Consider the following 21,925-nt stretch of genomic DNA (forward strand, 5'->3'; position numbering starts at 1 on the left):
CCGGAGTGCCGATGAAGCCGACGACCAGCCTTGATCGCCGTTTCCTGCTGCGAGTGATCCTGCCGATGTTCGGCCTGATCGCCATCCTGCTCGTCAGCGCCATTGCCGGCGTCATGCTGCTGTCGGCCAAGCAGAACCACCTCTCCATTGAGGTCCAGGAGCGCACCGCCCGCAACGCCCTGCTTTACTTCGGCGAGGAGCTTGCCGCCGCCGCCGCCGGCCTGGCCGGCCGCGACGAGACGGCCGAGCACGTCATCGATGCCTTCGACGCCGGCTGGCTGGCCAGCCACCTGACGGTGGACGAGGCCGACGCCTTCCTGTTCGTGCTCGGCCCCGACGACCGCACGCTGTTCTCGCGCATCGACGGCCGGATCGTCTCGGCCGAGGCGCGCGGCGTGCTGCCGCCGGCCTTCGGCCAGATGGTCGCCCGCTGGCGGGCCGGCCGCATCTCGGAAACGGTGACGCAACTGATCGCCGTCGACGGCGCGCCGGTGCTGTTCGCCGTCACCGGCATCCACGCCGCCGCCGACCGTCAGGCGCCGGCCGACGGCGGCTACATCCTGGCGCTCGGCCGTCGCGCCGACCGCCGCAGCCTGAAGGACATCGCCGACACCTTCATGCTGCCCAACCTTTCCTACGAGCCGGTGCCCGGCCAGAGCGGCGACGGCCCCGGCCGCCTGCGCCTGATGAGCCAGGACGGCACCATGGCCGATTCGCTGGTCTGGGAGCCGATCCTGCCCGGCGACGAGATCATCCGGGCGGTCGGCCCGTGGCTGGGGCTGGTGTTCGCCGCCTATATTGTGCTGACGGTGGTGGTGCTGACCTTCGCCCGCCGGGCCGCCCGGGCAATCAGCATCAGCGAGGAAAAGGCGCTGCATGATCCGCTCACCGGCCTGCCCAACCGGCTGCTGCTGCTCGACCGCATGCAGCGCCTGCTCGACCGTCGCGACGGCGACGCCGCCGCGACGGTGTTCTATCTCGATCTCGACGGCTTCAAGGACGTCAACGACAGCGCCGGCCACGCGGCCGGCGACGCGGTGCTGATCGGCGTCGCCCGGCGGCTGCGGGAGTTCTGCCGCGACGAGGACACGGTGGCCCGGCTCGGCGGCGACGAGTTCGTCATGGTCATCCCCACCGACGACCGCCGCGTGGCGGCCGCCCGCGCCGAGACGCTCCTCGCCGCCCTGAGCAGTCCCTATCCCTACAACGGCCGTATGCTCGGCGTCGGCGTCAGCATCGGCGTCGCCATGGCGCCGGAGCATGGGGTCGATGTTGCCCGCCTGCTGCACAAGGCCGACGACGCGCTCTACGCCGCCAAGCAGAACGGCAAGGGTACCGTCCGCTTCTACGGCAAGGCGATGCGCCACGAGGGCGCGCGCGCCGCGCCGGCCGCCGGTCCGCCCGGCGGCCTCTGATCTTCGAGTTTGCAGCGGCGGCAAAACAGGCTAGAGCTTCGGCTTCCCCGCCGGTTCCGCCAGCCGGCCCTTCGCTGCATCTGGACCCTTGCCGCCATGACCGATCCCGCCGGCATCCTCCCCGCCCACCGCATCCGCGAGCTGTTCGAGACCGGCGCCGTCGCGGCGGCGCGGCCGCTCGACGACGACCAGATCCAGCCGGCTAGCCTCGACCTCAGGCTCGGGCCGGTCGCCCACCGCCTGAGGGCAAGCTTCCTGCCCGGCGGCTCGGCCGCCGTCGAGGACAAGCTCGCCTACCTGACGCTGCACGACCTCGACCTCACGAAGGGCGCCGTGCTGGAGACCGGCGGCGTCTACCTGGTGCCGGTGCTGGAACGCCTCGCCCTGCCGGCCGACGTCTCGGCCTCGGCCAATCCCAAGAGTTCGACCGGCCGCATCGACGTCTTCACCCGGCTGATCGCCGACCGCGGCACCGCCTTCGACCAGATCGCCGCCGGCTATCGCGGCCGCCTCTGGGTCGAGGTGAGCCCGCGCACCTTCCCGATCAAGGTGCGCGAGGGCTCGCGCCTCAGCCAGGTGCGCTTCCGCCGCGGCGACACGCGCCTCGACGACGCGGCGCTGGCGGCGCTCAACGCCCGCCATCCGCTGGTCGACGTCGAGCCGCCCCGCCTCGACCACGGCCTGACGCTGTCGATCGACCTCGCCGGCGCCGGCGAGGGCGCGCTGATCGGCTATCGCGCCCGCCGCCACACCAGCGTGCTCGACGTCGACGCCAAGGCGGCCGAGGACGTCGCCGACTTCTGGGAGCCGATCCGTGCCCGCGGCCGGCCGTCGCTGATCCTCGACCCGGACGAGTTCTACATCCTCGCCTCGCGCGAGGCGGTGCAGGTGCCGCCCGAGACGGCGGCCGAGATGGTGGCGATCGATCCGCTGGTCGGCGAGTTCCGCGTCCACTACGCCGGCTTCTTCGATCCCGGCTTCGGCCACGCGCCGGCCGGCGGCCGCGGCTCGCGCGCCGTGCTGGAGGTGAGGAGCCACGACGTGCCCTTCATCCTCGACCACGGCCAGACCATCGGCCGCCTGGTCTACGAGCGGATGGCCGAGCGGCCGGAGACGCTCTACGGCGCCGGCATCGGATCCAACTACCAGGCCCAGGGCCTGAAGCTCTCCAAGCACTTCCGGCCCTGACGGCTCTCCGAGCATGCCCGGTGAACGCAGCTTCACCGGACATGCTCCATCTCCCTGTCTTGACGGCATTCCGGGCGCAAAGCCGGTGTTGACCTCTGCCGAAATTGCGTCAGGCCGCCACAGCCGCCAGGAAGCGGTCGATGGCCGCCCGCAGCCCCTCCGAGCGCTCGAACACCTCGTGCGAGGTCCGGTCGACATGCTCGGCCGACCGCAGCGTATCCCCGGCGGTGGCGGCCACCGCGCGAACGCTTTCCTTGGTCGTCGCCGTGCTGCCGGAGGCGTCGGCGATGTTGCGCGAGATCTCGTCCGTCGCCGAGGTCTGCTGCTCGACGGCGGCGGCGATGGCGCCGGTGTAGTCGTCGACGCGCGTCATCTCGTCGGAAATGTGCCGGATGGCGCCGACCACCGCCTCGGTCTCGAGGTTGATCTCGCCGACCTTGGCGGCGATCTCCTCGGTAGCCCTGGCCGTCTGGCCGGCCAGCGACTTGACCTCGGCGGCGACGACGGCGAAGCCGCGGCCGTGCTGACCGGCCCGCGCCGCCTCGATGGTGGCGTTGAGGGCCAGGAGGTTGGTCTGGTTGGCGATGGTCTGGATCAGCTCCATCACGTCGCCGATCTTGGCGGCCGTGCTGGCGAGCCGCGCCACCTTGTCGCCGGCCTCGCGGGCGGTGCGGTTGGCTTCCTCGACCACCGCCGACGTCCGGTTGACCTGCGCGGCGATCTCGCTGATCGACGACGACAGCTCCTCGGCGGCGCCGGCGATGCCCTCGACGTTGCGGGCGGCGAGGTCGGAGGTGTCGGAGGCGGCGCCGGCGCTGTCGGCGGTCTTCTTCGAGGCCAGCTCGACGTCGGCCGCCGTCCGCGTCAGATCGGTCATGCGCGCCGCCACTTCGTCCATCAGCGATGAGGTGGTCGCCCGGAAGTCGGCGATGGCCGCCTCGGTCTCGGCCTGGCGGCGGGCTGCCGCCTGCGCCTGGCTCTCCTGCTCGGCCATCAGGCGGCGGCGGTCGGCGGAAGCGTCGCGCAGCACGGCGACGGCCTTGGCCATGCGGCCGATCTCGGTGTCGCGGTCGATGTAGGGGATGTCGATGTCGAGCCGGTCGTCGGCGATCGCCGCCATGGTCTCGGCAAGCACGGGAATGGGCTTGGCCAGCCGGCGGGAAATCAGCACGGCGGCGGTGCCGAGCAGCACCAGGACGATGCCGGCGCCGACGCCGATGTGCGTGATCATGGTGTCGGCGGTGGCCCGCACCGCCGCCTTGTCGATGCCGACGAACAGGATGCCGACGGTCCGGCCGAGCGAATTCACCACCGGCTGGTAGACGGCGTAATAGGAGCGGCCGAGGCTGGCCGCTTCGCCCTCGAAGCGTCGGCCTTCCATTGCCGCCGCGTAGGGGGCGCTGTCCTTGCCGAGATAGGTGCCGCGCGCCCGCTTGCCGTCTTCCTTGATCATCGAGGTGGTCATGCGGAAGAAGTCGTCCTTGGCCATGTCCTTGCCGAACACCGTCACCTCGCTGCCGGTGCTGCGGCTGACCCGGTCGACGAAGCCGTCGTCGGCGAAGGCGTGCAGGCCGGTGGCGGCGACGACGGCGGCGACCGAGCCGTCGTCGTTCCAGTTGACCTTCAGGCCGAGGTCGCGCTCGGCCATCAGCGCCATGGTGGCGAGCGCCGCGCGCTGCTTGGCGGCGGCGTTGCGGGCGACGTCTTCGGCGAGGTTGACGGAGACGATGACGAACAGTGTGGCGATCGACAGGACGACCGATAATACCGCCATGGCGGAAATGGCTGTGCGCAGCGACAGCGACCGCGGACGCGCGGCTAGAACGTGCATTTTCGACCTTTCTTACGGCAGGAACGCCGTCAAGTGGTTGCGAAAGGAACCTCGGGACGTGGCTGGCGGCACCTTGGTAACCGCCGGCGGGCAGCCCGCGCCAGCGCGGGGCCGATGTCCTCAGAGGACCTGCGTGGTCCTCCTACCCTCGTCAAATTTACGAATAATAATTGAGTAGAAAAGTCATATTTTTAGATCGGGGAAAATACGGTTCAATTCAATTGCTTGGAAATTTTCTAAGAATAATTACGGATTACGACTGTCTTTTTGTATCCTCTGTCGCGGCCCCGGCATTGATCACCCAACCCCGGCAAACGAGGGTTCCGGCGGGTGCTTGTTCACCGGCGGCCGCCTGGCCAAAGCCGACTCACCACAGACCCGACGGGCCGGCTCGGCGGCATGCCGGCCGGTCTGATGAGACCGCTGCGGACGCCCCTCCCGAAGGCTCAGGCGAGCGGCAGGCCGTCCCACATCAGCTTGAGGCCGGCGACGAAGGTCAGGATATAGCTCACCCGGTAGAACAGTTGCTCGTTCATCACCCTCAGGAGCCAGGTGCCGATGACCACGCCGATCAACGCCACCGGCGCCAGCGCCGCGGAGATCGCGAGATTGTCGGCGCTGAGCAGGCCGAGCACGGCGAAGAACGGCAGCTTGATCAGGTTGATGATGCCGAAGAAATACACCGTCGTGCTGGTGAAGGTCATGCGGTTGAGCTTGAGCGGCAGCAGGTAGAACATCAGCGGCGGCCCGCCGGCATGGGCGATGAAGCTGGTGAAGCCCGACATCACCGACCAGAACAGGCCGGCCCGCGGCGTCGGCGGCGCCTTGGCGGCCAGCCGGTCGAGATAGGCGCCCAGCCAGTAGCGGACGGTGAACAGCACCGTGACCAGGCCGATCAGCAGGCCGACGGTGCGCTCCTCCATCATGCGGAAGGTCAGGAAGCCGATCACCACGCCGAAGATCGCCGCCACGACCAGCGGCCACAACAGCTTGCGGTCGATGTGGTGACGGAAGGTCCACATGGCGAACAGGTCGGAAAAGCACAGCAGCGGCAGCACGATGCCCGAGGCGACGGTCGGCGGCACCGCGAAGGCGAGCAGCGGCACGGCAAGGCCGCCGATGGCCGTCAGCCCCCCCTTGGAGAGGCCGACGCTCAGAATGGCCGGCACGGCGGCCAGCAAAAAGGGGGCGCTCATCAGCGAGAGGGTCGCCGTGTCGTGCATGATGGGTCCGAATCTCCGGCGACGCCTTTGGCGGCGCTGATGTTATCGACGAAGCGACCAAATGCGAACCGGGGAATCCCCGACGGCTCCTCGTTTCGCGATTTGCCATGGGGCGGCCTGCGCCTCGGCGTGAACCAGAAAGCCCATCGTCGGATCAGCGCAAGATGGAATTTGAGGTCCATGACCTACCGGTCGGGGAGCCTGAATTCCACGCCGCCTTGCCCGGTATAAACGGAGCCGGCGGTGGCGGTTGGCCGGCCGGCGAGACAACGATACGAAGCCCGGACCCCGGTGTCGCGCCATCGGCAGCAGGCGTCCGCGCATCGGGGGGTGAGCCGTTGAGCGGTGATGGCCGGCGCCGAGGCGCGCGGATGGTTTGCGCTAAGGCTGGGCGCACACGCGTGAAGCATGATCGTTCGTCCCGGATGGACTGATCCGCGACGGTGCCCGGTCGGCAAGCGGTCGGCGAGGGACTGCGTTTCGGCGGGCCCGAGGACGCCGCCTTCGCCCTCGGCTTCACGCCCTATGCCTCGGCCACCATCAATCTCATGCGCCAAGCCGCCGCCCGACATATGCCGCAGGTCGTGGTCACCGACAGCCCGTTCAGCCCGCTGGTGCCGGAGAGCGGCGTCCGGTTCGAGATCGCCGGGGCCGACGTCGAGGGATTCCGCTCGCTGGCGGCGACCCTCACCCTGGCGATGGCCCTCACCGTGGCGGTCGCCAATCTGCGCCGGAACCGCGAGAAGCAGAATCCGCACGCCGATGGAAACGAGGTGGGGGAGCATGTCAGCCACGATGCGACGCCAGGACCGTCACTGCGGAGGAGCCGGCGGCGGGGGCTCGGTCCGACGGTCCGTGCCGCAAGGTGGACATGGGCACCGTCCTCCGGAGCGAAGGCCGGCGCGGCCGGCCCGTGGATCGGTTGGATCGTCCGCTTTCCAGGGCGTGCGACGGAGGCTTTGGAGGGCCGGTCCGGCTTCCAGGGTCACCGTGAAGGACCGGGCGGCGGATCACCACGTTCCGCGGCTCCGGCAACCAGGACCGCCTCTTGACAGCGCCGGGCCGGGCTGCGATCTAGATCGCGACGCGGGTGTAGCTCAATGGTAGAGCAGCAGCTTCCCAAGCTGAACACGAGGGTTCGATTCCCTTCACCCGCTCCAGCTCTTTCCATGCTTTCAATGAATTGACGGCCTACGGCCGCTCACTCCTCGGGCGACCAGGCGATCGGCACGCTGTCCTTGGGGTCGTAGGGCGCCTTGACGAACACCGCCTTCCACGGCGTGTCGCCGCGGTTGACGACGTGGTGGCCCTCGCCGGGCTCGCAGCGCAGGAAGTCGCCGACGCCGAGCACGTGCAATTCGCCGTCGACATACATGTGCACCTCGCCGGCGATCGTCAGGAAATTCTCCTCGACGTGCTGGTGCTTGTGGGTGGAGAAATGCTGGCCGGGTTGCAACGTCACCACCCCGACGTCGATGCGCGGCCCGCGCACCAGGTATTTGGGACCGTGGTCGCCGAAGCGATAGGCGTGCTCGTCTTCTCGGGTCTTGAACATCGTTCCTCCGCCGCCGTCCCGTCCGGACGGCGGTCTCTGTCCTGACTTGAAACTCGCGCCATCAGAGGCCGGGCGCCTTCCACATCGAGCGGGTGACGCCGGCGTCGACCAGGGCGCGCTGGGCGGCGTAGGCTTCTCGCCAGCGGTCGGCCACCTCGCGATAGAGGGCGGTGCGGCCGGCGTCGGGCTCGTAGCGGCGGCGCCAGCGAACCACCGCGTCGGCCGCCTCCGGCAGCGACGCGAACTCGCCGATGCCGACCCAGGCGGCGAGGCCGGCGGCCAGCGCCGTCGCTTCCGTCACCTCCGGCACCTTCACCGGCAGGCCGGTGACGTCGGAGAGGATCTGGCCCCACAGCTTGCCCTTGGAGGCGCCGCCGGCGAATACGAGGTCGGTCAGCGTGACGCCGGCCAACCCGGCGGCAAGGCGCAGGTTCTCGGCGGCGACGATTGCCGCGTTCTCCTGGATGGCGCGGAAGATCTGCGGCTTGCCGCAAAGGCTGGCGTCGAGCGTGAGATTGATGAGCGACGGCGCCGCGTGATACCAGGCGGCGCAGTTCATCACGTCCGAGAAGATCGGCAGGATGCCGTTGGCGCCCGGCGCCACGGCGGCCGATTTCTCTTCGAGGAGCGCGTAGACGTCGATGCCCCGCTCGGCGGCGAGGCGCTTCTCCTCGTCGCAGAAGGCGTCGCGGAACCAGCGGGTGGTCATGCCAACCATGAAGGCGATTCCCTCGGCCTGGCTGAGGCCGGGCACCGCGTGCGGGTTGACGCGCACCCGCATCTCCGGATCGGCCAGCGGCCTGGCCATGTTGACCACCTGCTGCCAGAAGGTGCCGCCGAGCACCGCCGCCTCGCCGGCCCGGGCGACGCCGAGGCCGACGGCGCCGAGCTGCACGTCGCCGCCACCGACCACCACCGGCGTGCCGGCGTCGAGGCCGGTATCGGCGGCGGCCGCGGCGGTGACCCGGCCGATTCTCGTGCCCGTTTCGTGGACGGGCGGCAGGATGGCCGGGTCGATGCCGGCGCGGCGGGCGATGTCGGCGTCCCAGGTCCGGCTGTCGAGGGCGAGCAGGCCGGAAGTGCCGCCGTTCGACGGGTCGCAGGCGATCTCGCCGGAGAGGCGGGCGACGATCCAGTCGGACAGCATCGACATGCTGGCCGTGCGGGCGTGGACGTCGGGCAGGTTGCGCTCGATCCATTTGAGGCGCGGGATGGCGCCGAGCGCGAAGGTCTGGCCGGTGACGGCATAGGCGTCGCGCTCGAAGCCGGGCAGGGCGGCCTTCAGCGCCCGCGTCTCGTCCGACGCCCGCGAATCGACGTTGGCGCAGGCCCAGAGTTCGCGGCCGTCGCGATCCCACAGCACGATGCCCTCGCGCATCGAGGTGGCGGAGACGGCGCGGATGGCCGAGGCCGGCAGGCCGGCGTCGGCCAGCGCCTTGCGCACACAGCGGGCGAGCAGCGCCCAGTTGGCCGCGCAGTCGAACTCCATCGAGCCGGCATGGCGGGGATCGCTGAGGTGCGTCCACTCCTCCTGGGCGACGGCGACCTGCCGGCCGGCAAGGTCGAAGATGACTGCGCGGCCGCTGCCGGTGCCGGCGTCGATGGCGAGAACGTGGGGGGCGGTCATGCTTGGTCCTTATCGAGGATGGCTTCGGCGGTCGGCTCGTCGGTGATCAGCACGTCGATGCGGCCGCCGCGGGCGGCGGCGCGGATCGCCTCGACCTTCTTGGGGCCGCCGGCGGAGGCGATCACCTGCGGGATGGCCGACAGCGCCTCGAAGTCGAGCCCGACCAGCATCTTGTGGAAGGGGAGGTCGAGCGGCGCGCCGTTCTGGTCGTAGAAGATGCCGATGATGTCGCCCACCGCGCCCTGGCGGCGGAAGATCTCGAACTGCGAGCGGCTGGCGTAGCCGGAGGCGATCAGCGTCGCCTCGTCGGCGACGGCGCCGATGCCGACCAGCGCGTAGTTGGCGGTGCGCGCCATGCTCATCACCTCGACGACGTGCCGCTCGCCCCGGATCGCCTCGGCGATGCTCTCCTGAGACACCACGAGCGGCGCCGGAATGAGGTGGACGTTCTGCGACGACCGGCCGGAGGCGACGCCCTCGATATAGGCCGAGACGCCGCCGGTCAGGCTGACCAGGGATATGTCGCGGTAGGAGAGGGTGCGGGCGAGCCGCTGCAAGGTGCCCATCACCGTGGCGCCCCAGCCGACGGCCAGCATCTCCTGGTCCTTGAGGCGGCCCATCAGATATTGGCTGGCCGCCTCGGCGAGGCGGTCGTTGACGTTGCCGGCCTCCTGGGCGGGAATGACGCGCGCCTCGTCGAGGCCGTAGATCTCCTGCAACCGGGCTTCGAGGGCGAAGCAGCCGCCGTAGCTCGAATTGATGTGGACGTGGATGAGGCCCATGCGCCGGCCGCGGTCGAGCATGCGCGACACCTTGATGCGGGAGAGATTGAGCCGCTCACCGATTTCGCTCTGGGTGAGGCCGTCGTGGTAATAGTGCCAGGCAACGCGGCTCAGCAGCTCTTCTTCGTGGGGCTCGAATGCGAGCTCGTCATAGGCTTCGTTCACGTCACTCACCTTCATGACATTTGCACGGCCGACGCCCCGGCCGAACCGATGCGACGCTTTCGTCGATCATATGATCACGATGCGCACATAAGCGCAAGATGTGATGTTCCTGATCATCATTAAGTCGCAGACGGTCCGGTGGCGGAGTTTATCCATATGAATAAAATCAATGGTTTACGAATATTACGTCGATCAACGGATGCGGCGTAGCCCGGTTCGTTTGCCTGTTGCGGATACTTATGTGCGAAATCTGGGTTGACGATCCGGCTTGCCCGGCGAATAATCCAGCGTGCAATTGATAAGGCGGTGTTCATTTGAACGGCTGGTACTGCTGATTGCAGACCCCCGCCAGACCTCTGGAGGACCTGATGGCCGATTTGGACGATGTGAAGGAAGGCAAGGATTTCGGGCTGGACCGGCCGGTCGAGGTAAAGGCGTTCCCGGTGCGCGGTTCGGTGTCGCTCGACTGGGGCATGCAGGACCGCCTCGCCCGCATCTTCCAGGCGGGAAGCGGCCGCACCGTCATGCTGGCCTTCGACCACGGCTATTTCCAGGGCCCGGCCACCGGTCTCGAACGGCTCGACCTGACCATCCGGCCGCTGGTGCCCTATACCGACGTGCTGATGTGCACGCGCGGCGGCCTCCGCCAGACCATTCCCGCCGACAGCCGCAAGCCGGTGGTGCTGCGCTGCTCGGGCGGCATGAGCGTGCTCACCGAACTGTCGCGCGAGCTGGTGGCTGTCGACATCGAGGACGCCATCCGCCTCAACGCCTCGGCGATCACCACCAACGTCTACGTCGGCGCCGAATACGAGCACCAGTCGCTCGCCAACCTGGTCAAGCTGATCGACACCGGCAACCGCTGGGGCGTCCCGACCATGGCGGTGACCGGCGTCGGCAAGGACATGGTTCGCGACGCCCGCTATTTCGGCCTCGCCACCCGCATTTGCGCCGAACTCGGCGCCCATATCGTCAAGTCCTATTACATCGATGAGGGCTTCGAGAAGGTGGTGGCCGGCTGTCCGGTGCCGATCGTCATCGCCGGCGGCAAGAAGCTGCCCGAGCGCGACGCGCTCGACATGGCCTGGAAGGCGATCGACCAGGGCGCCGCCGGCGTCGACATGGGCCGCAACATCTTCCAGTCCGATTGCCCGGTGGCGATGATCGCCGCCGTACGGGCGGTGGTGCACGACGGCGAGAGCGTCGACAGGGCCTATGACATCTACCGGGCCGGCAAGGCCGGGGCCGCCTGAGGCCGCGAAAACGGACCCGCGAACCGCGCCGCCGGACTTCCTTGGGGAGCCCGGCGGGCCGCCCGGAGGAGGGCGCACCGAAACGCGGGGGGGACCGCCGCGTTTCCAAGAACAGGATTGGGAGACTGTCGACATGGCGGGAAGCTCGCCGTCCGACCAGCGGCCGCTGCTGGTCGAGGCCAGGCAAATCTGGAAGTTCTTCGGCGCCATCGCCGTGCTGCGCGGCGTCGACCTGACGCTCAGGGCCGGCGAGGTGCACGCGCTGCTCGGCGGCAACGGCGCCGGCAAGTCGACGCTGATGAAGATGATCGCCGGCCTCTACCGCCTCGATCGCGGCGAACTGCTGGTCGGCGGCGCCGACGCCTCGGTCCTGACGCCGGTCACCGCCCGCCAGGCCGGCATCCATCTGGTGCCGCAGGAACCGATGCTGTTCCCCAGCCTCTCCGTCGAGGAAAACGTGTTGATGCACGTGCCCGGCAACCGCAAGGAACTGCGTGCCCGGCTGGAGACGATGATCGCCGAGATCGGCGCCGGCATGACGCTGTCGACCCAGGCCGGCCAGCTCGAAGTGGCCGACCAGCAGATGGTCGAGATCCTGCGCGGCCTCGTCCGCGACGCCCGCATCCTCATTCTCGACGAGCCGACCTCGGCGCTGACGCCGCGCGAGGTGGGCAAGCTGTTCGGGCGCATCCGGGCGCTGACCGCCCAGGGCGTCGGCATCTTCTTCATCTCGCACAAGCTCGGCGAAATCCGCGCCATCGCCGACACCGTCTCCATCCTGCGCGACGGCCAGGTGGTGCTGGCCGGCCCGCCCGCCGCCTTCACCGATGCCGAGATCGTCGCCGCCATGACCCATGTCGAGGGCCGCGAGGACTTCACGCTCGGCCGCGCCGCCGCCCCGGCGACGGTCGGCCCGGAGCGGCTGCGCGTCGAGGGGCTGGCCGGCGAGGGCTTCGCCGACGTCACCTTCTCGCTGCACTCGGGCGAGATCCTCGGCCTCGCCGGCGTCGTCGGCTCCGGCCGCACCGAGCTGGCCGAGACCATCTACGGCATCCGCCCGGCCGCCCGCGGCCGCGTCCTGATCGACGGCAAGCCGCTGGCCGGCCACGGCCCGCGCGACAGCCTCGACGCCGGCATCGTCTACCTGCCCGAGGACCGGCAGGTATCGGGCCTGTTCGTCAACGCGCCGCTGGTCTGGAACGCCTCGGCGCTGGTGCTGCATCGCGAAGGCGAATGGCTGCCGCTCGAGAAGGAGCGGGCCGACTTCGCAGAGCAGGTCAAGCTGCTCGGCATCGTCTGCGCCTCCCCCGACCAGCCGGTGCGCACGCTGTCGGGCGGCAACCAGCAGAAGGTGCTGCTCGCCAAGTGCCTGGCCGCCGGCCCGCGCGTCCTCATCCTCGACGAGCCGACGCGCGGCGTCGACGTCGCCGTGCGCGCCGACATCTACCGGCTGATCGACAGGCTGGCCGGCGAGGGGCTCGCCATCCTGCTGATCTCCTCCGACCACGAGGAGATCGAACGCCTCAGCCATCGCGTGCTGGTGATGAACCACGGCTATCCGGGCGGCCTGCTGCAAGGCGCCGACATCACCATCAACGCCATCGCCCGCCTGTCCTTCGGGGTCGGCGCCAACCGGGACGCTGCGCAATGATCATCCGTTTCCTGCAGCGCCACCGCGAAGCCTCGGTCGCGCTGATCATCGTCCTCCTGTTCGCGATCCTCGGCCTCGTCGACCGCAGCTACCTGTCCCTCGACACGGTGCTGCTCGTCTACGGCAACAGCCTGATCCTGTTCGTCTTGGCCATCGGCGCCACCATGGTAATGGCGACGCACGGCCTCGACGTATCCGTCGGCTCGATCATGGGGCTCGCGGCCGTCTCGGCCGGCCTGCTGATGAACGCCGGCTGGTCCATTCCCGCCGCCATCGGCGTTGCCCTGCTGGTCGGCCTTCTCTGCGGCCTGATCAACGGCGCGCTGGTGTCCTGGCTGAAGGTGTCGGCGATCGTCGCCACGCTCGGCACGCTCGGCCTCTATCGCGGCCTCGTCCATCTCCTCTCGGGCGGAAGCTGGATCGAGGACCTGCCGGAAGGCTTCAAGGCGCTGACCAAGGCCGGCTCGCTCGGCCTGTCGGTGTTCGCCTGGCTGGTCTTGGTGCTGCTGATCGTCGCCCACTTCGGCCTGCGCTACACCGCCTTCGGCCGCTCGATGTTCGCGGTCGGCGACAACCGCGACGGCGCCCGGCTGATCGGCATCCGCGTCGACGAGGTGCAGATCGCCGCCTACGGCCTCAACGGCGTCTTGGCGGCGCTGGCCGGCGTCATCTTCGCCTCGCAGATCGGCTTCATCCCCAACACCGCCGGCACCGGCATGGAAATGCGCGCCATCGCGTCGAGCGTGCTCGGCGGCGTCAGCCTCCTCGGCGGCACCGGCACGGTGCTCGGCGCGGCGCTCGGCGCCTATTTCATGACCTCGATCGACAGCATCCTGGTGCTCCTGCGCCTTCAAGCCTACTGGAACGACATCATCGCCGGCGCCATCCTCCTGGTGGTGCTGATCACCGACGGCAAGATCCGCGAGGCCGTCGACCGCCTCCTCCGCTACCAGAAATACCGCAAGTTCATCGAGCCGCCGGCCGCCGGTCATCAGGCCGACGCCACCAAGGCTGGCCTGTCGCTCAAGACCTCGGAGGCGCGCAAATGAAGCTGCATCCCGCCCTCAAGCGCTGGGAGAGCGTGCTGGCGCTGCTGCTCGTCGCCGAGATCCTGCTGTTCGGCGCCATCAACCCGGTGTTCCTGCAGCCCTCCATGCTGCTCTACGCCACCTCCGACTTCATCCACATCGGCATCACCGCGCTGGCGTTGACGCTGGTGATCATCACCGGCGGCATCGACCTGTCGCTCGGCTCGGTGATGGGCCTGTCGGCGATCACCTTGGGCATCCTCTGGGTGGGCGGCGTCGACATCTGGGTGGCGGCCGTGGCGTCGCTCGCCGTCGGCACGCTGGCCGGCGTGTTCAATGCCGTCGCCATCCACCTTTCCAAAGTGAACCCGCTGGTCATCACGCTCGGCACCGGCTTCCTGTTCGGCGGCGCGGCGCTGGTGCTGTCGGGCCTGGCCGGTGCCACCGGCTACGAGGGCATCAGCAACTTCGATCCGGCCTTCGTCAATCTCGCCAACCTTGAGGTTCTCGGCCTGCCGCTGCCGCTCGCCCTGTTCCTTGTATTGACCGTCGCCTTCATGGCGCTCTTGCACCGCACCCGTTTCGGCCGCTACGTCTACCTGATCGGCCAGAACCCGCGCGCCGCCGCCTATGCCGGCACGCCGGTGTTCCGCACGCTGGTGGTCGCCTATGCGCTGACCGGCCTGATGGCGGCGCTGTCCGGCCTGATCCTCGCCTCCTATTTCGGCTCGGCCCGCTCCGATTTCGGCGCGACGGCGCTGATGCCGGCCATCACCGCCGTGGTGCTCGGCGGCACGTCGATCTACGGCGGCTCGGGCACCATCCTCGGCACGGCGCTGGCCGCCCTGTTGGTCGGCTACCTGCAGACCGGCCTGCAACTGGTCGGCGTGTCGAGCCACGTGTCGAGCGCCCTGTCGGGCGGTCTTCTGGTCATCGTGGTTGCCTTGCGCAGCCTCACGGAGATGGGTCGCGTCTGGGTTCAGCACCGGCGCGTCCTGAGGAACGTTGCGGCCGAATGACGGTCTGACGTTTGAGGAGGAAGGCCCGGAAAGAGCGGGGCGAGAAGCCCTGGGGCCGATGTCTTGGAAGGAGAGCAACAATGAAGCTTGGTACCGTTTCCCTCGCCCTCGCCGTGGCGGCTGCCGCGGTCGGCGCCGGCTCGTCGGCAAGCGCCGCCGACACCCGCATCGCCTTCATCCCGAAGCTGGTCGGCGTCGGCTTCTTCACCTCCGGCGGCAAGGGCGCCGTCGAGGCCGGCAAGAAGCTCGGCGTCGAGGTGACCTACGACGGCCCGACCGAGCCGTCGGTGTCCGGCCAGGTGCAGTATATCAACACCTTCGCCAACCAGGGCTACAACGCCATCATCGTCTCGGCGGTGTCGCCCGACGGCCTCTGCCCGGCGCTGAAGCGCGCCATGACGCGCGGCATCAAGGTGCTGACCTGGGATAGCGACGTCAATCCCGAGTGCCGCAGCTACTACATCAACCAGGGCACGCCCGCCCAGCTCGGCAAGCTGCTGGTCGACATGGCCGCCGAGCAGCACCCGGCCGAAAAGGCCAAGGTCGCCTTCTTCTATTCGAGCCCGACGGTGACCGACCAGAACCAATGGGTGGAACAGGCCAAGGCGATCATCGCCAAGGACAAGCCGGGCTGGGAGATCGTCACCACCCAGTATGGCTACAACGACGCCCAGAAGTCGCTCCAGACCGGCGAGAGCATTCTCCAGGCCTACAAGGACGTCGACATCCTGATCTGCCCGGACGCCAACGCGCTGCCGGCCGCCGCCCAGGCCGCCGAAAACCTCGGCCGCGCCGGCAAGGTGACCATCGTCGGCTTCTCGACGCCCAACGTGATGCGCCCCTACGTCAAGCGCGACACCGTCAAGGCCTTCGGTCTCTGGGACGTCACCAAGCAGGGTGCCATCTCGGTCTACGTCGCCGATCACCTGATCAAGAACGGCGCCATGAAGGTCGGCGACAAGCTGGACATTCCTGATGTCGGCACCGTCGAGGTCAGCCCGAACAGCGTTCAGGGCTACACCTATGAGGCCGATGACAACGGCATTATCCTGCTGCCGGAGCGTCAGGTGTTCACCAAGGACAACATCGACAACTTCGACTTCTGACCGGATCGTCCCGATCTCCGCTGGGCGGCGGCCCTCCCGTCCGCCGTCCGCTCCTCCCCCGCCGGCCTCCGCCATGAAGGCCGCCGGGAACCCGGAGAGCCGGCCGCCATTCCCCCGGCGGCCGGCCGCCCGTTTCATCACAGCCCCACGAGGAGAGCCCCATGCACGTCACGCTCGTCGAAATCAACGTCAAGCCCGACCGCATCGACGACTTCCTGCGCGTCTTCGGCGCCAACCGCGACGGCACGCTGGCCGAACCGGGCTGCCGCCGCTTCGACGTGTTGCAGGACCCCGACGAACCCACCCGCTTCACCATCTACGAGGCTTTCGTCGACGAAGCGGCGGTGAAGGCCCACAAGACGACGCCGCACTATCTGAAGGTGAAGGCCGAACTGGAGGACATCATGTCCGGCCCGCGCAGCCACAAGGTGTTCGTCGGCATCCTGCCGCGCGACTGACCGCCATGCCGCTCATGTCCGATGATCTTGCCACGCGCCAGGCGCTGAAGGCCGGCCTCCGCCGGGAGGCGCCCGTCCTCAGCGTCGGCCTGCTGGCCGCCGACGCCATGGCCTACGGCGCCGCCATTGCCGAACTGGAAGCGGCCGGCACCGCCCTCCTGCATTTCGACGTCATGGACGGCGTGTTCTGTCCCGGCTTCACCGCCGGCCCGCCGCTCATCGCCGCCGCCCGCACGACGATGCTGAAGGACGTCCACCTGATGGTGGCCGATCCGCTCGCCGTCATCCCGGCGGTGCTGAAGGCCGGCGCCGACATCGTGCACATCCATCCCGAGGGGCTGTTGCATCTACACCGGGCGCTCGTCCTGCTCGACGTCGACACGGTCGGCCGGCCCGGCCGCCGCGTGCTGCGCGCCGTGGCGCTCAATCCGGCGACGCCGGTCGACGCCGTGGAACCGGTTCTCCACATGATCGACATGGTGACGCTGCTCGCCGTCGATCCCGGCTGGAGCGGCGGCGCGCCCGACGCGGCGCTCGGCCGCAAGGTGGAGCGGCTGCGCCGGCTCGCCGCAGATGCCGGCGCCGATCCGCTGATCGCCATCGACGGCGGCATCACCGAGGCGACCATCGGCATTGCCGCCGGTCTCAGGCCGGATATCATCGTCAGCGGCAGCGCCGTCTTCAAGGCCGGCGCCGGCGTCGCGGACAACCTCGCCGCGCTTGGCCGGGCGGCCGGGCGGTGATCGCAGGGAGACAGCCATGAAGATCGATCTCACCGGCAAGCTCGCCGTCGTCACCGGCTCGACGGCCGGCATCGGCCTCGCCATCGCCAAGGGGCTGGCCGCCAGCGGCGCCGCCGTGGTGATCAACGGCCGCAGCGAGGAGGCGGTACAACGGGCGCTGGCCAAGGCCGGCGCGGCGGTGCCAGGCGGCCGCTTCATCGGCCACGCCGGCGACCTCGGCACCGCCGACGGCTGTGCGGCGCTCGCCGAAGCCCAGCCCGATTGCGACATTCTCGTCAACAACCTCGGCATCTTCGGCCCGCGCGACTTCTTCGACACGCCCGACGAGGAATGGAGCCGCTATTTCGAGGTCAATGTCATGTCGGGCGTCCGGCTGTCGCGCGCCTGGGCCGGCCGCATGGCCGGGCGCGGCTGGGGCCGCGTGGTGTTCGTTTCCTCGGAATCGGCCTTCAACATCCCCGCCGACATGGTCCACTATGGCTTCTCGAAGACGGCGCTGGTGTCGATCGCCCGCGGTCTCGCCAAGCGGCTGGCCGGCACCGGCGTCACCGTCAACTCGGTGCTGCCCGGCCCGACGCTGTCCGAGGGTTTCGCCGACATGCTCTCAGGCGAGGTGAAGCGCAGCGGCAAGTCGCTCGACGAGGTGGCCGCCGACTTCGTCATGACCCACCGCGCCTCGTCGATCATCCAGCGGGCGGCCAGCGTCGAGGAGGTGGCCAACATGGTGGTCTACGTCTGCTCGCCGCAGGCATCCGCCACCACCGGCGCGGCGCTGCGCGTCGACGGCGGCGTGCTCGACACTCTCTAGGCCGGAATCGGCCGGCTGGCCCAGGCCCGGCCGTCGCTGCCGACCAGCGCCTCCACCGAACCGACGCCGTTCTGCTTGAGGCGGGCGGCGAGGTCGGCGACGATGGCGTTCACCGCGTTGCCGCCGCCGTAGATGAAGGCGGTGTAGACCTGCACCAGATTGGCGCCGGCGGCGATCTTCAGATAGGCGTCCTCGCCGGTGGTGACGCCGCCGACACCGATGATCGGCAGGTCGCGGCCGACCCGCTCCCTGAGCTTGGCGAGCACGATGGTCGAACGCTCGAACAGCGGCTTGCCGGACAGGCCGCCCGGCTCGGCCGCCGTCGGCCCGAACACGCCGCTCCGCGACAGCGTGGTATTGGAAACCACGAGGCCGTCCGCCCCGCGTGCGGCAACGACCGCGGCGATGTCATCGAGCGCTGCCTCGTCGAGATCGGGCGCCACCTTGATCAGCACCGGCGTCCGCCGGCCGATCGCCGCCGTCGCCGTGTCGCGCGCCTCGACGACGCGGGCGATCAGGTCGGACAGCGCGGCGCTCGCCTGCAGGTCCCGAAGGCCGGGCGTGTTGGGCGAGGAGATGTTGACGGTGAAATAGGAGGCAAGCCCGGAGAAGGCGCGGATGCCGGCCACGTAGTCGGCGGTGCGGTCGGCGCTGTCCTTGTTGGCGCCGACGTTGACGCCGACGACGCCCGGCCGGCCGGACCGCCGCTGCAATTGCTTCAGGGCGTGGGCGTGGCCCTTGCCGTTGAAGCCGCAGCGGTTGATCACCGCCTGCGCTTCCGGCAGGCGGAAGATGCGCGGCTTGGGATTGCCCGGCTGCGGCCGCGGCGTCACCGTGCCGACTTCCACATGCGAGAAGCCCTGCTTCAGGAGGGCGTCGGCGATCTCGGCGTCCTTGTCGAAGCCGGCGGCGAGGCCGACCGGATGGTCGAGCCGCATGTCCAGGAAGCGGGTGGCGAGGCGCTCGTCGGCCACCCTCGGCAAGCCGGGGGCGAGGTTGAGCCGCATGGCCATTACGGCGAGCCGGTGGGCGACCTCGGGATCGAACTGCCGCAGCATCAGGGCGCTCACGGCGCCGATCGTTTCGGAAAGGCTCATCGGCCGGTCTCCAGGTCGGGGAATTGGTGGGCGCCGTCCGGCCCGAGCGGCAGCGGCACGACAAAGTCGACGGCCGAGAATTCGAGCGGCGCGTAGAGATGCGGGAACAGATCGCCGCCGCGCGAGGCTTCCCATTTGAGGGCGTCGCCGAGGGCGGCCGTCTCGACGCCGATCAGCAGCAGGTCGTGCTGGCCGGTGAAGTAGAGGCGGGCGGTCTCCTTCACCTGGGCAGCCGACGACAGGTGGATGAAGCCGTCCTCGAAGTCGACCGATGCGCCGGCGAATACGCCGGTCGCCTCGGCGGCTTCCCACAGCGGACGCGGGGCGATCTTGTAGACGAGACGGTCCATGGCGGCACTCCGGAACGGGGGGTGCCCTCCTCTAGACCAAGCGGCGGCGCGATGCCACCCCGGCCCGATCAAATCGCCATGCATTGCCGCCATCCCGGCGAACCGCTTGCCGCCTCGCCGGGAATGCCGCATTTTCCCGCCACAGGCTCGGACATGGAAACATCGAGGCGATGGCTCGACGACAACCGCGACACGGCTTCTTGATGCGGGGACTGCTGCCGCTGATCGCCGGATCGGCGCTGACCGCGCTGGCGCTTTTCTGGCTCTGGGGAGATGCCGCGCGCGAAGGGCTGCTCGTCGCCCGTCCGACCATGCTCGATTTCGGCCGGCCGCCGGTGCCGCCGGTGCTGCGGCAGCCGCTTGCCACCGATGCTCCGGCGCCGGCAGGCGCGGCTGCCGCCGTCGCCGCTCCGGTTGCCGCCGCGCCACCGCCGGCCGATCCGGTGCCGCCAGCGCCGCCTGTCGCCTTCGAGGCGCTGTTCCCGCGCGTCACCGTGCTCGATGCCGCCCGCTTCAGGGCGATCCGCGACCGTCAGCCGACAGTGATCCGCCTCGCCGGCATATCCGGCGGCGCCTTTTCCGACACCTGCGCCGGCGTGGCCGGCCGCTGGAACTGCGGCGCCCGCGCCCGCGCCGACCTCGCCCGGCTGATCGGCCCGCGATCGGTCGGCTGCGTCGGCATCGAGGCGGCGGACGAGGAGGGCAACAGCCGCGCCGACTGCTGGGTCGGCAGCCGCAACCTCTCGGTGTTCATGGTCAGCCGCGGCTGGGCGGAGCCGGAAGATCCGGCCGATCCGCTGCTCGCCCCTTATGCGGCGAAGGCCAAGGCGGAAAAGCTCGGTCGCTACGGCGACGGCAACCTGCCGCCGCCCGACATCCCCGACCAGTAAAAAAAGGCCGGCGCAGGACGCCGGCCTTCGTTGCTTCGATTTCGGCCTGTCAGTCCTTGCCGAGCCGGCCGGCCAGCGCCGCGTCGATCAACGCCGCGGTTTCCTTCAGGCCGTAGAGTTCGACGAAGGAGCCGAAGCGCGGGCCCTTCTCCTGGCCGAGCAGCACCTGATAGAGCGTCGCGAACCATTCGAGGCTGACGCCCGGCCCGCCGTCCGGGCTCTTCTTGGACGGGTCCTGGAAGCGCGGGAACGACCGGCCGACCGCCAGCACCTCGTCCTGGATCGCCGCACCCGGCGTGCCGTCGGGCAGCGCGTCGAGGGCGTCGCGCAGCTTCTTGAGCGCCTGCCGCTCCTCGTCGTCCGGGGCGCGGAAGGTGACGAAGGGCTTCACCCGGTCCTGATAGTAGGCCAGCGCATAGCCGCAGAGTTCGTCGAGCTTCGGATGCGTTTCCGGCGTCACGCCCGGCGTGTGGCGGCCGATATAGGCCCACAGCGCCGCCTTGTCGTGAGCGTGGCTGGCCGAGACGAGGTTCAGCAGCATCGAGAAGCTGACCGGCATCGGCGTCACCGGCGGCTCGCCGGAGTGGATGTGCCACACCGGGTTGGCGAGCTTGCCGTCGAGGTCCATCTCCGGATACTTGTCGAGATAGGCGAAGTATTCGTCGACGGCCCGCGGAATGACGTCGAAGAACAGTCGCTTGGCCGTCTTCGGCTTCTGGAACATGTAGAGGGCGAGGCTGTCGGGCGAGGCATAGGTCAGCCACTGGTCGATGGTCAGGCCGTTGCCCTTCGACTTGGAGATCTTCTCGCCGTTCTCGTCGAGGAACAGCTCGTAGTTGAAGCCGTCCGGCGGCGTGCCGCCCAGCACCTTGCAGATCTTCGACGACGTCTTGACGTTGTCGATGTGGTCCTTGCCGCTCATCTCGTAGTCGACGCCCAGCGCCGCCCACCTGAGCGCCCAGTCCGGCTTCCACTGGCACTTGGCATGGCCGCCGGTCACCGGCGTCTCGAAGCGCTCGCCGGTCGCCGGATCGGTCCAGAGAATCGTACCCTTGGCGACGTTCCGCTCCTCGATCGGCACCTGCATCACCACTTCGGTCTTCGGATGCACCGGCAGGAAGGGCGAGTAGGTCTTGCGCCGCTCCTCGCGCAGCGTCGGCAGCATGATCTCCATCACCGCGTCATACTTCTCCAGCATGCGCAGCAGCATGTCGTCGAAGGTGCCCTTCCTGTACTCCTCGGTGGCCGACATGAACTCGTAGTCGAAGCCGAAGGTGTCGAGGAACTGCCTGAGCTTGGCGTTGTTGTTGTGGCCGAAGCTCGGATGGCCGTTGTCGAAGGGGTTCGGCACGTTGGTCAGCGCCTTGCCGAGGTTGGCCCTGAGCAGCTCCGGGTTCGGCACGTTGTCCGGCACCTTGCGCATGCCGTCCATGTCGTCGGAGAAGCACAGGAGGCGCGTCGGCACCTTGTCCTCGGTCAGCACGCGGAAGGCGTACCGCACCATGGTGGTGCGCGCCACTTCGCCGAAGGTGCCGATGTGCGGCAGGCCCGACGGGCCGTAGCCGGTCTCGAAGATCACCGGCCTGGATGCGTCTTTGCGTTTCTCGATGCGCGCCACGATCTTCTTGGCTTCCTCGAACGGCCAGGCCTTGGAGCGGCCGGCCGCGGCGAGAAGCGCGGGATCGGAAAGCGGCAGGGAAGAAACGGTTGCCATCGGTTGCCTCTGTTCGGGAAAG

The 21,925-nt window shown here is 69.1% G+C and carries 20 protein-coding genes and 1 tRNA gene; 13 read left to right on the plus strand and 8 right to left on the minus strand.

What is annotated here, in order from left to right:
• Positions 1 to 11: 11 nt before the first annotated feature.
• Together H512_RS0101425 and H512_RS0101430 are read left to right on the plus strand one after the other, a co-directional pair.
• On the plus strand, positions 12 to 1,415 hold the full coding sequence (locus H512_RS0101425; RefSeq protein ID WP_026782005.1) for a GGDEF domain-containing protein: 1,404 nt from the start codon (positions 12 to 14) through the stop codon (positions 1,413 to 1,415).
• 96 nt (positions 1,416 to 1,511) lie between these two features.
• Entirely contained in the window at positions 1,512 to 2,603 is a 1,092-nt protein-coding gene (locus tag H512_RS0101430; RefSeq protein ID WP_026782006.1) for a 2'-deoxycytidine 5'-triphosphate deaminase, read from the plus strand.
• Between the two features lie 109 nt (positions 2,604 to 2,712).
• Here H512_RS0101430 and H512_RS0101435 read toward each other — a convergent pair whose 3' ends face one another.
• Positions 2,713 to 4,434 carry a methyl-accepting chemotaxis protein gene (locus H512_RS0101435; protein WP_026782007.1) on the minus strand — a complete coding sequence of 574 codons (1,722 nt, stop codon included), beginning with the start codon at positions 4,432 to 4,434 and terminating at the stop codon, positions 2,713 to 2,715.
• A gap of 446 nt (positions 4,435 to 4,880) precedes the next feature.
• The gene (locus tag H512_RS0101440) at positions 4,881 to 5,657 is read right to left on the minus strand and encodes a sulfite exporter TauE/SafE family protein (protein ID WP_053239462.1); all 777 of its coding nucleotides are present in this window, start codon (positions 5,655 to 5,657) and stop codon (positions 4,881 to 4,883) included.
• Between the two features lie 443 nt (positions 5,658 to 6,100).
• On the opposite strand from H512_RS0101440, the gene H512_RS0101445 reads away from it, so the two are divergent.
• Together H512_RS0101445 and H512_RS0101450 are read left to right on the plus strand one after the other, a co-directional pair.
• Complete coding sequence (locus tag H512_RS0101445) at positions 6,101 to 6,709, plus strand: MurR/RpiR family transcriptional regulator (RefSeq protein ID WP_026782009.1); 609 nt, start codon at positions 6,101 to 6,103, stop codon at positions 6,707 to 6,709.
• A 34-nt stretch (positions 6,710 to 6,743) separates the two neighbouring features.
• Positions 6,744 to 6,817 (plus strand) — tRNA-Gly (locus H512_RS0101450).
• Positions 6,818 to 6,858: 41 nt separating this feature from the next.
• On the opposite strand, the gene H512_RS0101455 is transcribed toward H512_RS0101450, so the two are convergent.
• The 3 genes from H512_RS0101455 to H512_RS0101465 all read right to left on the minus strand — a co-directional run bounded on the left by H512_RS0101455 (position 6,859) and on the right by H512_RS0101465 (position 9,786).
• On the minus strand, positions 6,859 to 7,212 hold the full coding sequence (locus tag H512_RS0101455) for a cupin domain-containing protein (protein ID WP_026782010.1): 354 nt from the start codon (positions 7,210 to 7,212) through the stop codon (positions 6,859 to 6,861).
• 61 nt (positions 7,213 to 7,273) lie between these two features.
• Positions 7,274 to 8,839, minus strand: a complete 1,566-nt coding sequence (gene lsrK, locus H512_RS0101460; protein ID WP_026782011.1) for an autoinducer-2 kinase — start codon at positions 8,837 to 8,839, stop codon at positions 7,274 to 7,276.
• The gene (locus tag H512_RS0101465) at positions 8,836 to 9,786 is read right to left on the minus strand and encodes a sugar-binding domain-containing protein (RefSeq protein ID WP_245585327.1); all 951 of its coding nucleotides are present in this window, start codon (positions 9,784 to 9,786) and stop codon (positions 8,836 to 8,838) included. Before H512_RS0101465 ends, lsrK begins: the two co-directional genes overlap by 4 nt.
• 368 nt (positions 9,787 to 10,154) lie before the next feature.
• Here H512_RS0101465 and lsrF point away from each other — a divergent pair, with 368 nt between their 5' ends.
• The 8 genes from lsrF (at position 10,155) to H512_RS0101505 (ending at position 17,852) form a co-directional block, all read left to right on the plus strand.
• Positions 10,155 to 11,039: a 3-hydroxy-5-phosphonooxypentane-2,4-dione thiolase gene (gene lsrF, locus H512_RS0101470; protein WP_026782013.1), complete on the plus strand. Its 885-nt coding sequence runs from the start codon at positions 10,155 to 10,157 to the stop codon at positions 11,037 to 11,039.
• A gap of 133 nt (positions 11,040 to 11,172) precedes the next feature.
• Positions 11,173 to 12,690 (plus strand): autoinducer 2 ABC transporter ATP-binding protein LsrA, encoded by a 1,518-nt coding sequence (gene lsrA / locus H512_RS0101475; protein ID WP_026782014.1) that lies wholly within the window; start codon positions 11,173 to 11,175, stop codon positions 12,688 to 12,690.
• Positions 12,687 to 13,739: an autoinducer 2 ABC transporter permease LsrC gene (gene lsrC, locus H512_RS0101480; RefSeq protein WP_210162645.1), complete on the plus strand. Its 1,053-nt coding sequence runs from the start codon at positions 12,687 to 12,689 to the stop codon at positions 13,737 to 13,739. Before lsrA ends, lsrC begins: the two co-directional genes overlap by 4 nt.
• Positions 13,736 to 14,737: an ABC transporter permease subunit gene (locus H512_RS0101485; protein ID WP_026782016.1), complete on the plus strand. Its 1,002-nt coding sequence runs from the start codon at positions 13,736 to 13,738 to the stop codon at positions 14,735 to 14,737. The genes lsrC and H512_RS0101485 overlap by 4 nt, the downstream gene beginning before the upstream one ends.
• A gap of 80 nt (positions 14,738 to 14,817) precedes the next feature.
• Positions 14,818 to 15,843, plus strand: coding sequence for an autoinducer 2 ABC transporter substrate-binding protein LsrB (lsrB, locus tag H512_RS0101490; RefSeq protein WP_026782017.1), 1,026 nt, complete (start codon positions 14,818 to 14,820; stop codon positions 15,841 to 15,843).
• A gap of 161 nt (positions 15,844 to 16,004) precedes the next feature.
• Positions 16,005 to 16,301 (plus strand): antibiotic biosynthesis monooxygenase, encoded by a 297-nt coding sequence (locus H512_RS0101495; protein ID WP_026782018.1) that lies wholly within the window; start codon positions 16,005 to 16,007, stop codon positions 16,299 to 16,301.
• A 5-nt stretch (positions 16,302 to 16,306) separates the two neighbouring features.
• A complete protein-coding gene (locus H512_RS0101500; RefSeq protein ID WP_053239463.1) occupies positions 16,307 to 17,044 on the plus strand; it encodes a ribulose-phosphate 3-epimerase in 738 nt (245 codons plus the stop codon).
• Positions 17,045 to 17,060: 16 nt separating this feature from the next.
• Positions 17,061 to 17,852 (plus strand): SDR family NAD(P)-dependent oxidoreductase, encoded by a 792-nt coding sequence (locus H512_RS0101505; RefSeq protein WP_026782020.1) that lies wholly within the window; start codon positions 17,061 to 17,063, stop codon positions 17,850 to 17,852.
• On the opposite strand, the gene H512_RS0101510 is transcribed toward H512_RS0101505, so the two are convergent.
• Together H512_RS0101510 and H512_RS0101515 are read right to left on the minus strand one after the other, a co-directional pair.
• Complete coding sequence (locus H512_RS0101510; RefSeq protein WP_026782021.1) at positions 17,849 to 18,949, minus strand: quinone-dependent dihydroorotate dehydrogenase; 1,101 nt, start codon at positions 18,947 to 18,949, stop codon at positions 17,849 to 17,851. The genes H512_RS0101505 and H512_RS0101510 overlap by 4 nt on opposite strands.
• Positions 18,946 to 19,299, minus strand: a complete 354-nt coding sequence (locus H512_RS0101515; RefSeq protein WP_026782022.1) for a DUF952 domain-containing protein — start codon at positions 19,297 to 19,299, stop codon at positions 18,946 to 18,948. The genes H512_RS0101510 and H512_RS0101515 overlap by 4 nt, the downstream gene beginning before the upstream one ends.
• A gap of 200 nt (positions 19,300 to 19,499) precedes the next feature.
• On the opposite strand from H512_RS0101515, the gene H512_RS0101520 reads away from it, so the two are divergent.
• Positions 19,500 to 20,189 (plus strand): thermonuclease family protein, encoded by a 690-nt coding sequence (locus tag H512_RS0101520; RefSeq protein ID WP_156899282.1) that lies wholly within the window; start codon positions 19,500 to 19,502, stop codon positions 20,187 to 20,189.
• 49 nt (positions 20,190 to 20,238) lie between these two features.
• Here the strand turns inward: H512_RS0101520 and H512_RS0101525 are convergent, their stop codons facing one another.
• Positions 20,239 to 21,903 (minus strand): lysine--tRNA ligase, encoded by a 1,665-nt coding sequence (locus H512_RS0101525; protein WP_036789423.1) that lies wholly within the window; start codon positions 21,901 to 21,903, stop codon positions 20,239 to 20,241.
• Positions 21,904 to 21,925: the final 22 nt, after the last annotated feature.

Origin of the sequence: Pleomorphomonas koreensis DSM 23070 (genome assembly GCF_000425185.1) — a bacterium.
In the GTDB taxonomy this organism is placed as follows: Bacteria; Pseudomonadota; Alphaproteobacteria; order Rhizobiales; family Pleomorphomonadaceae; genus Pleomorphomonas; species Pleomorphomonas koreensis.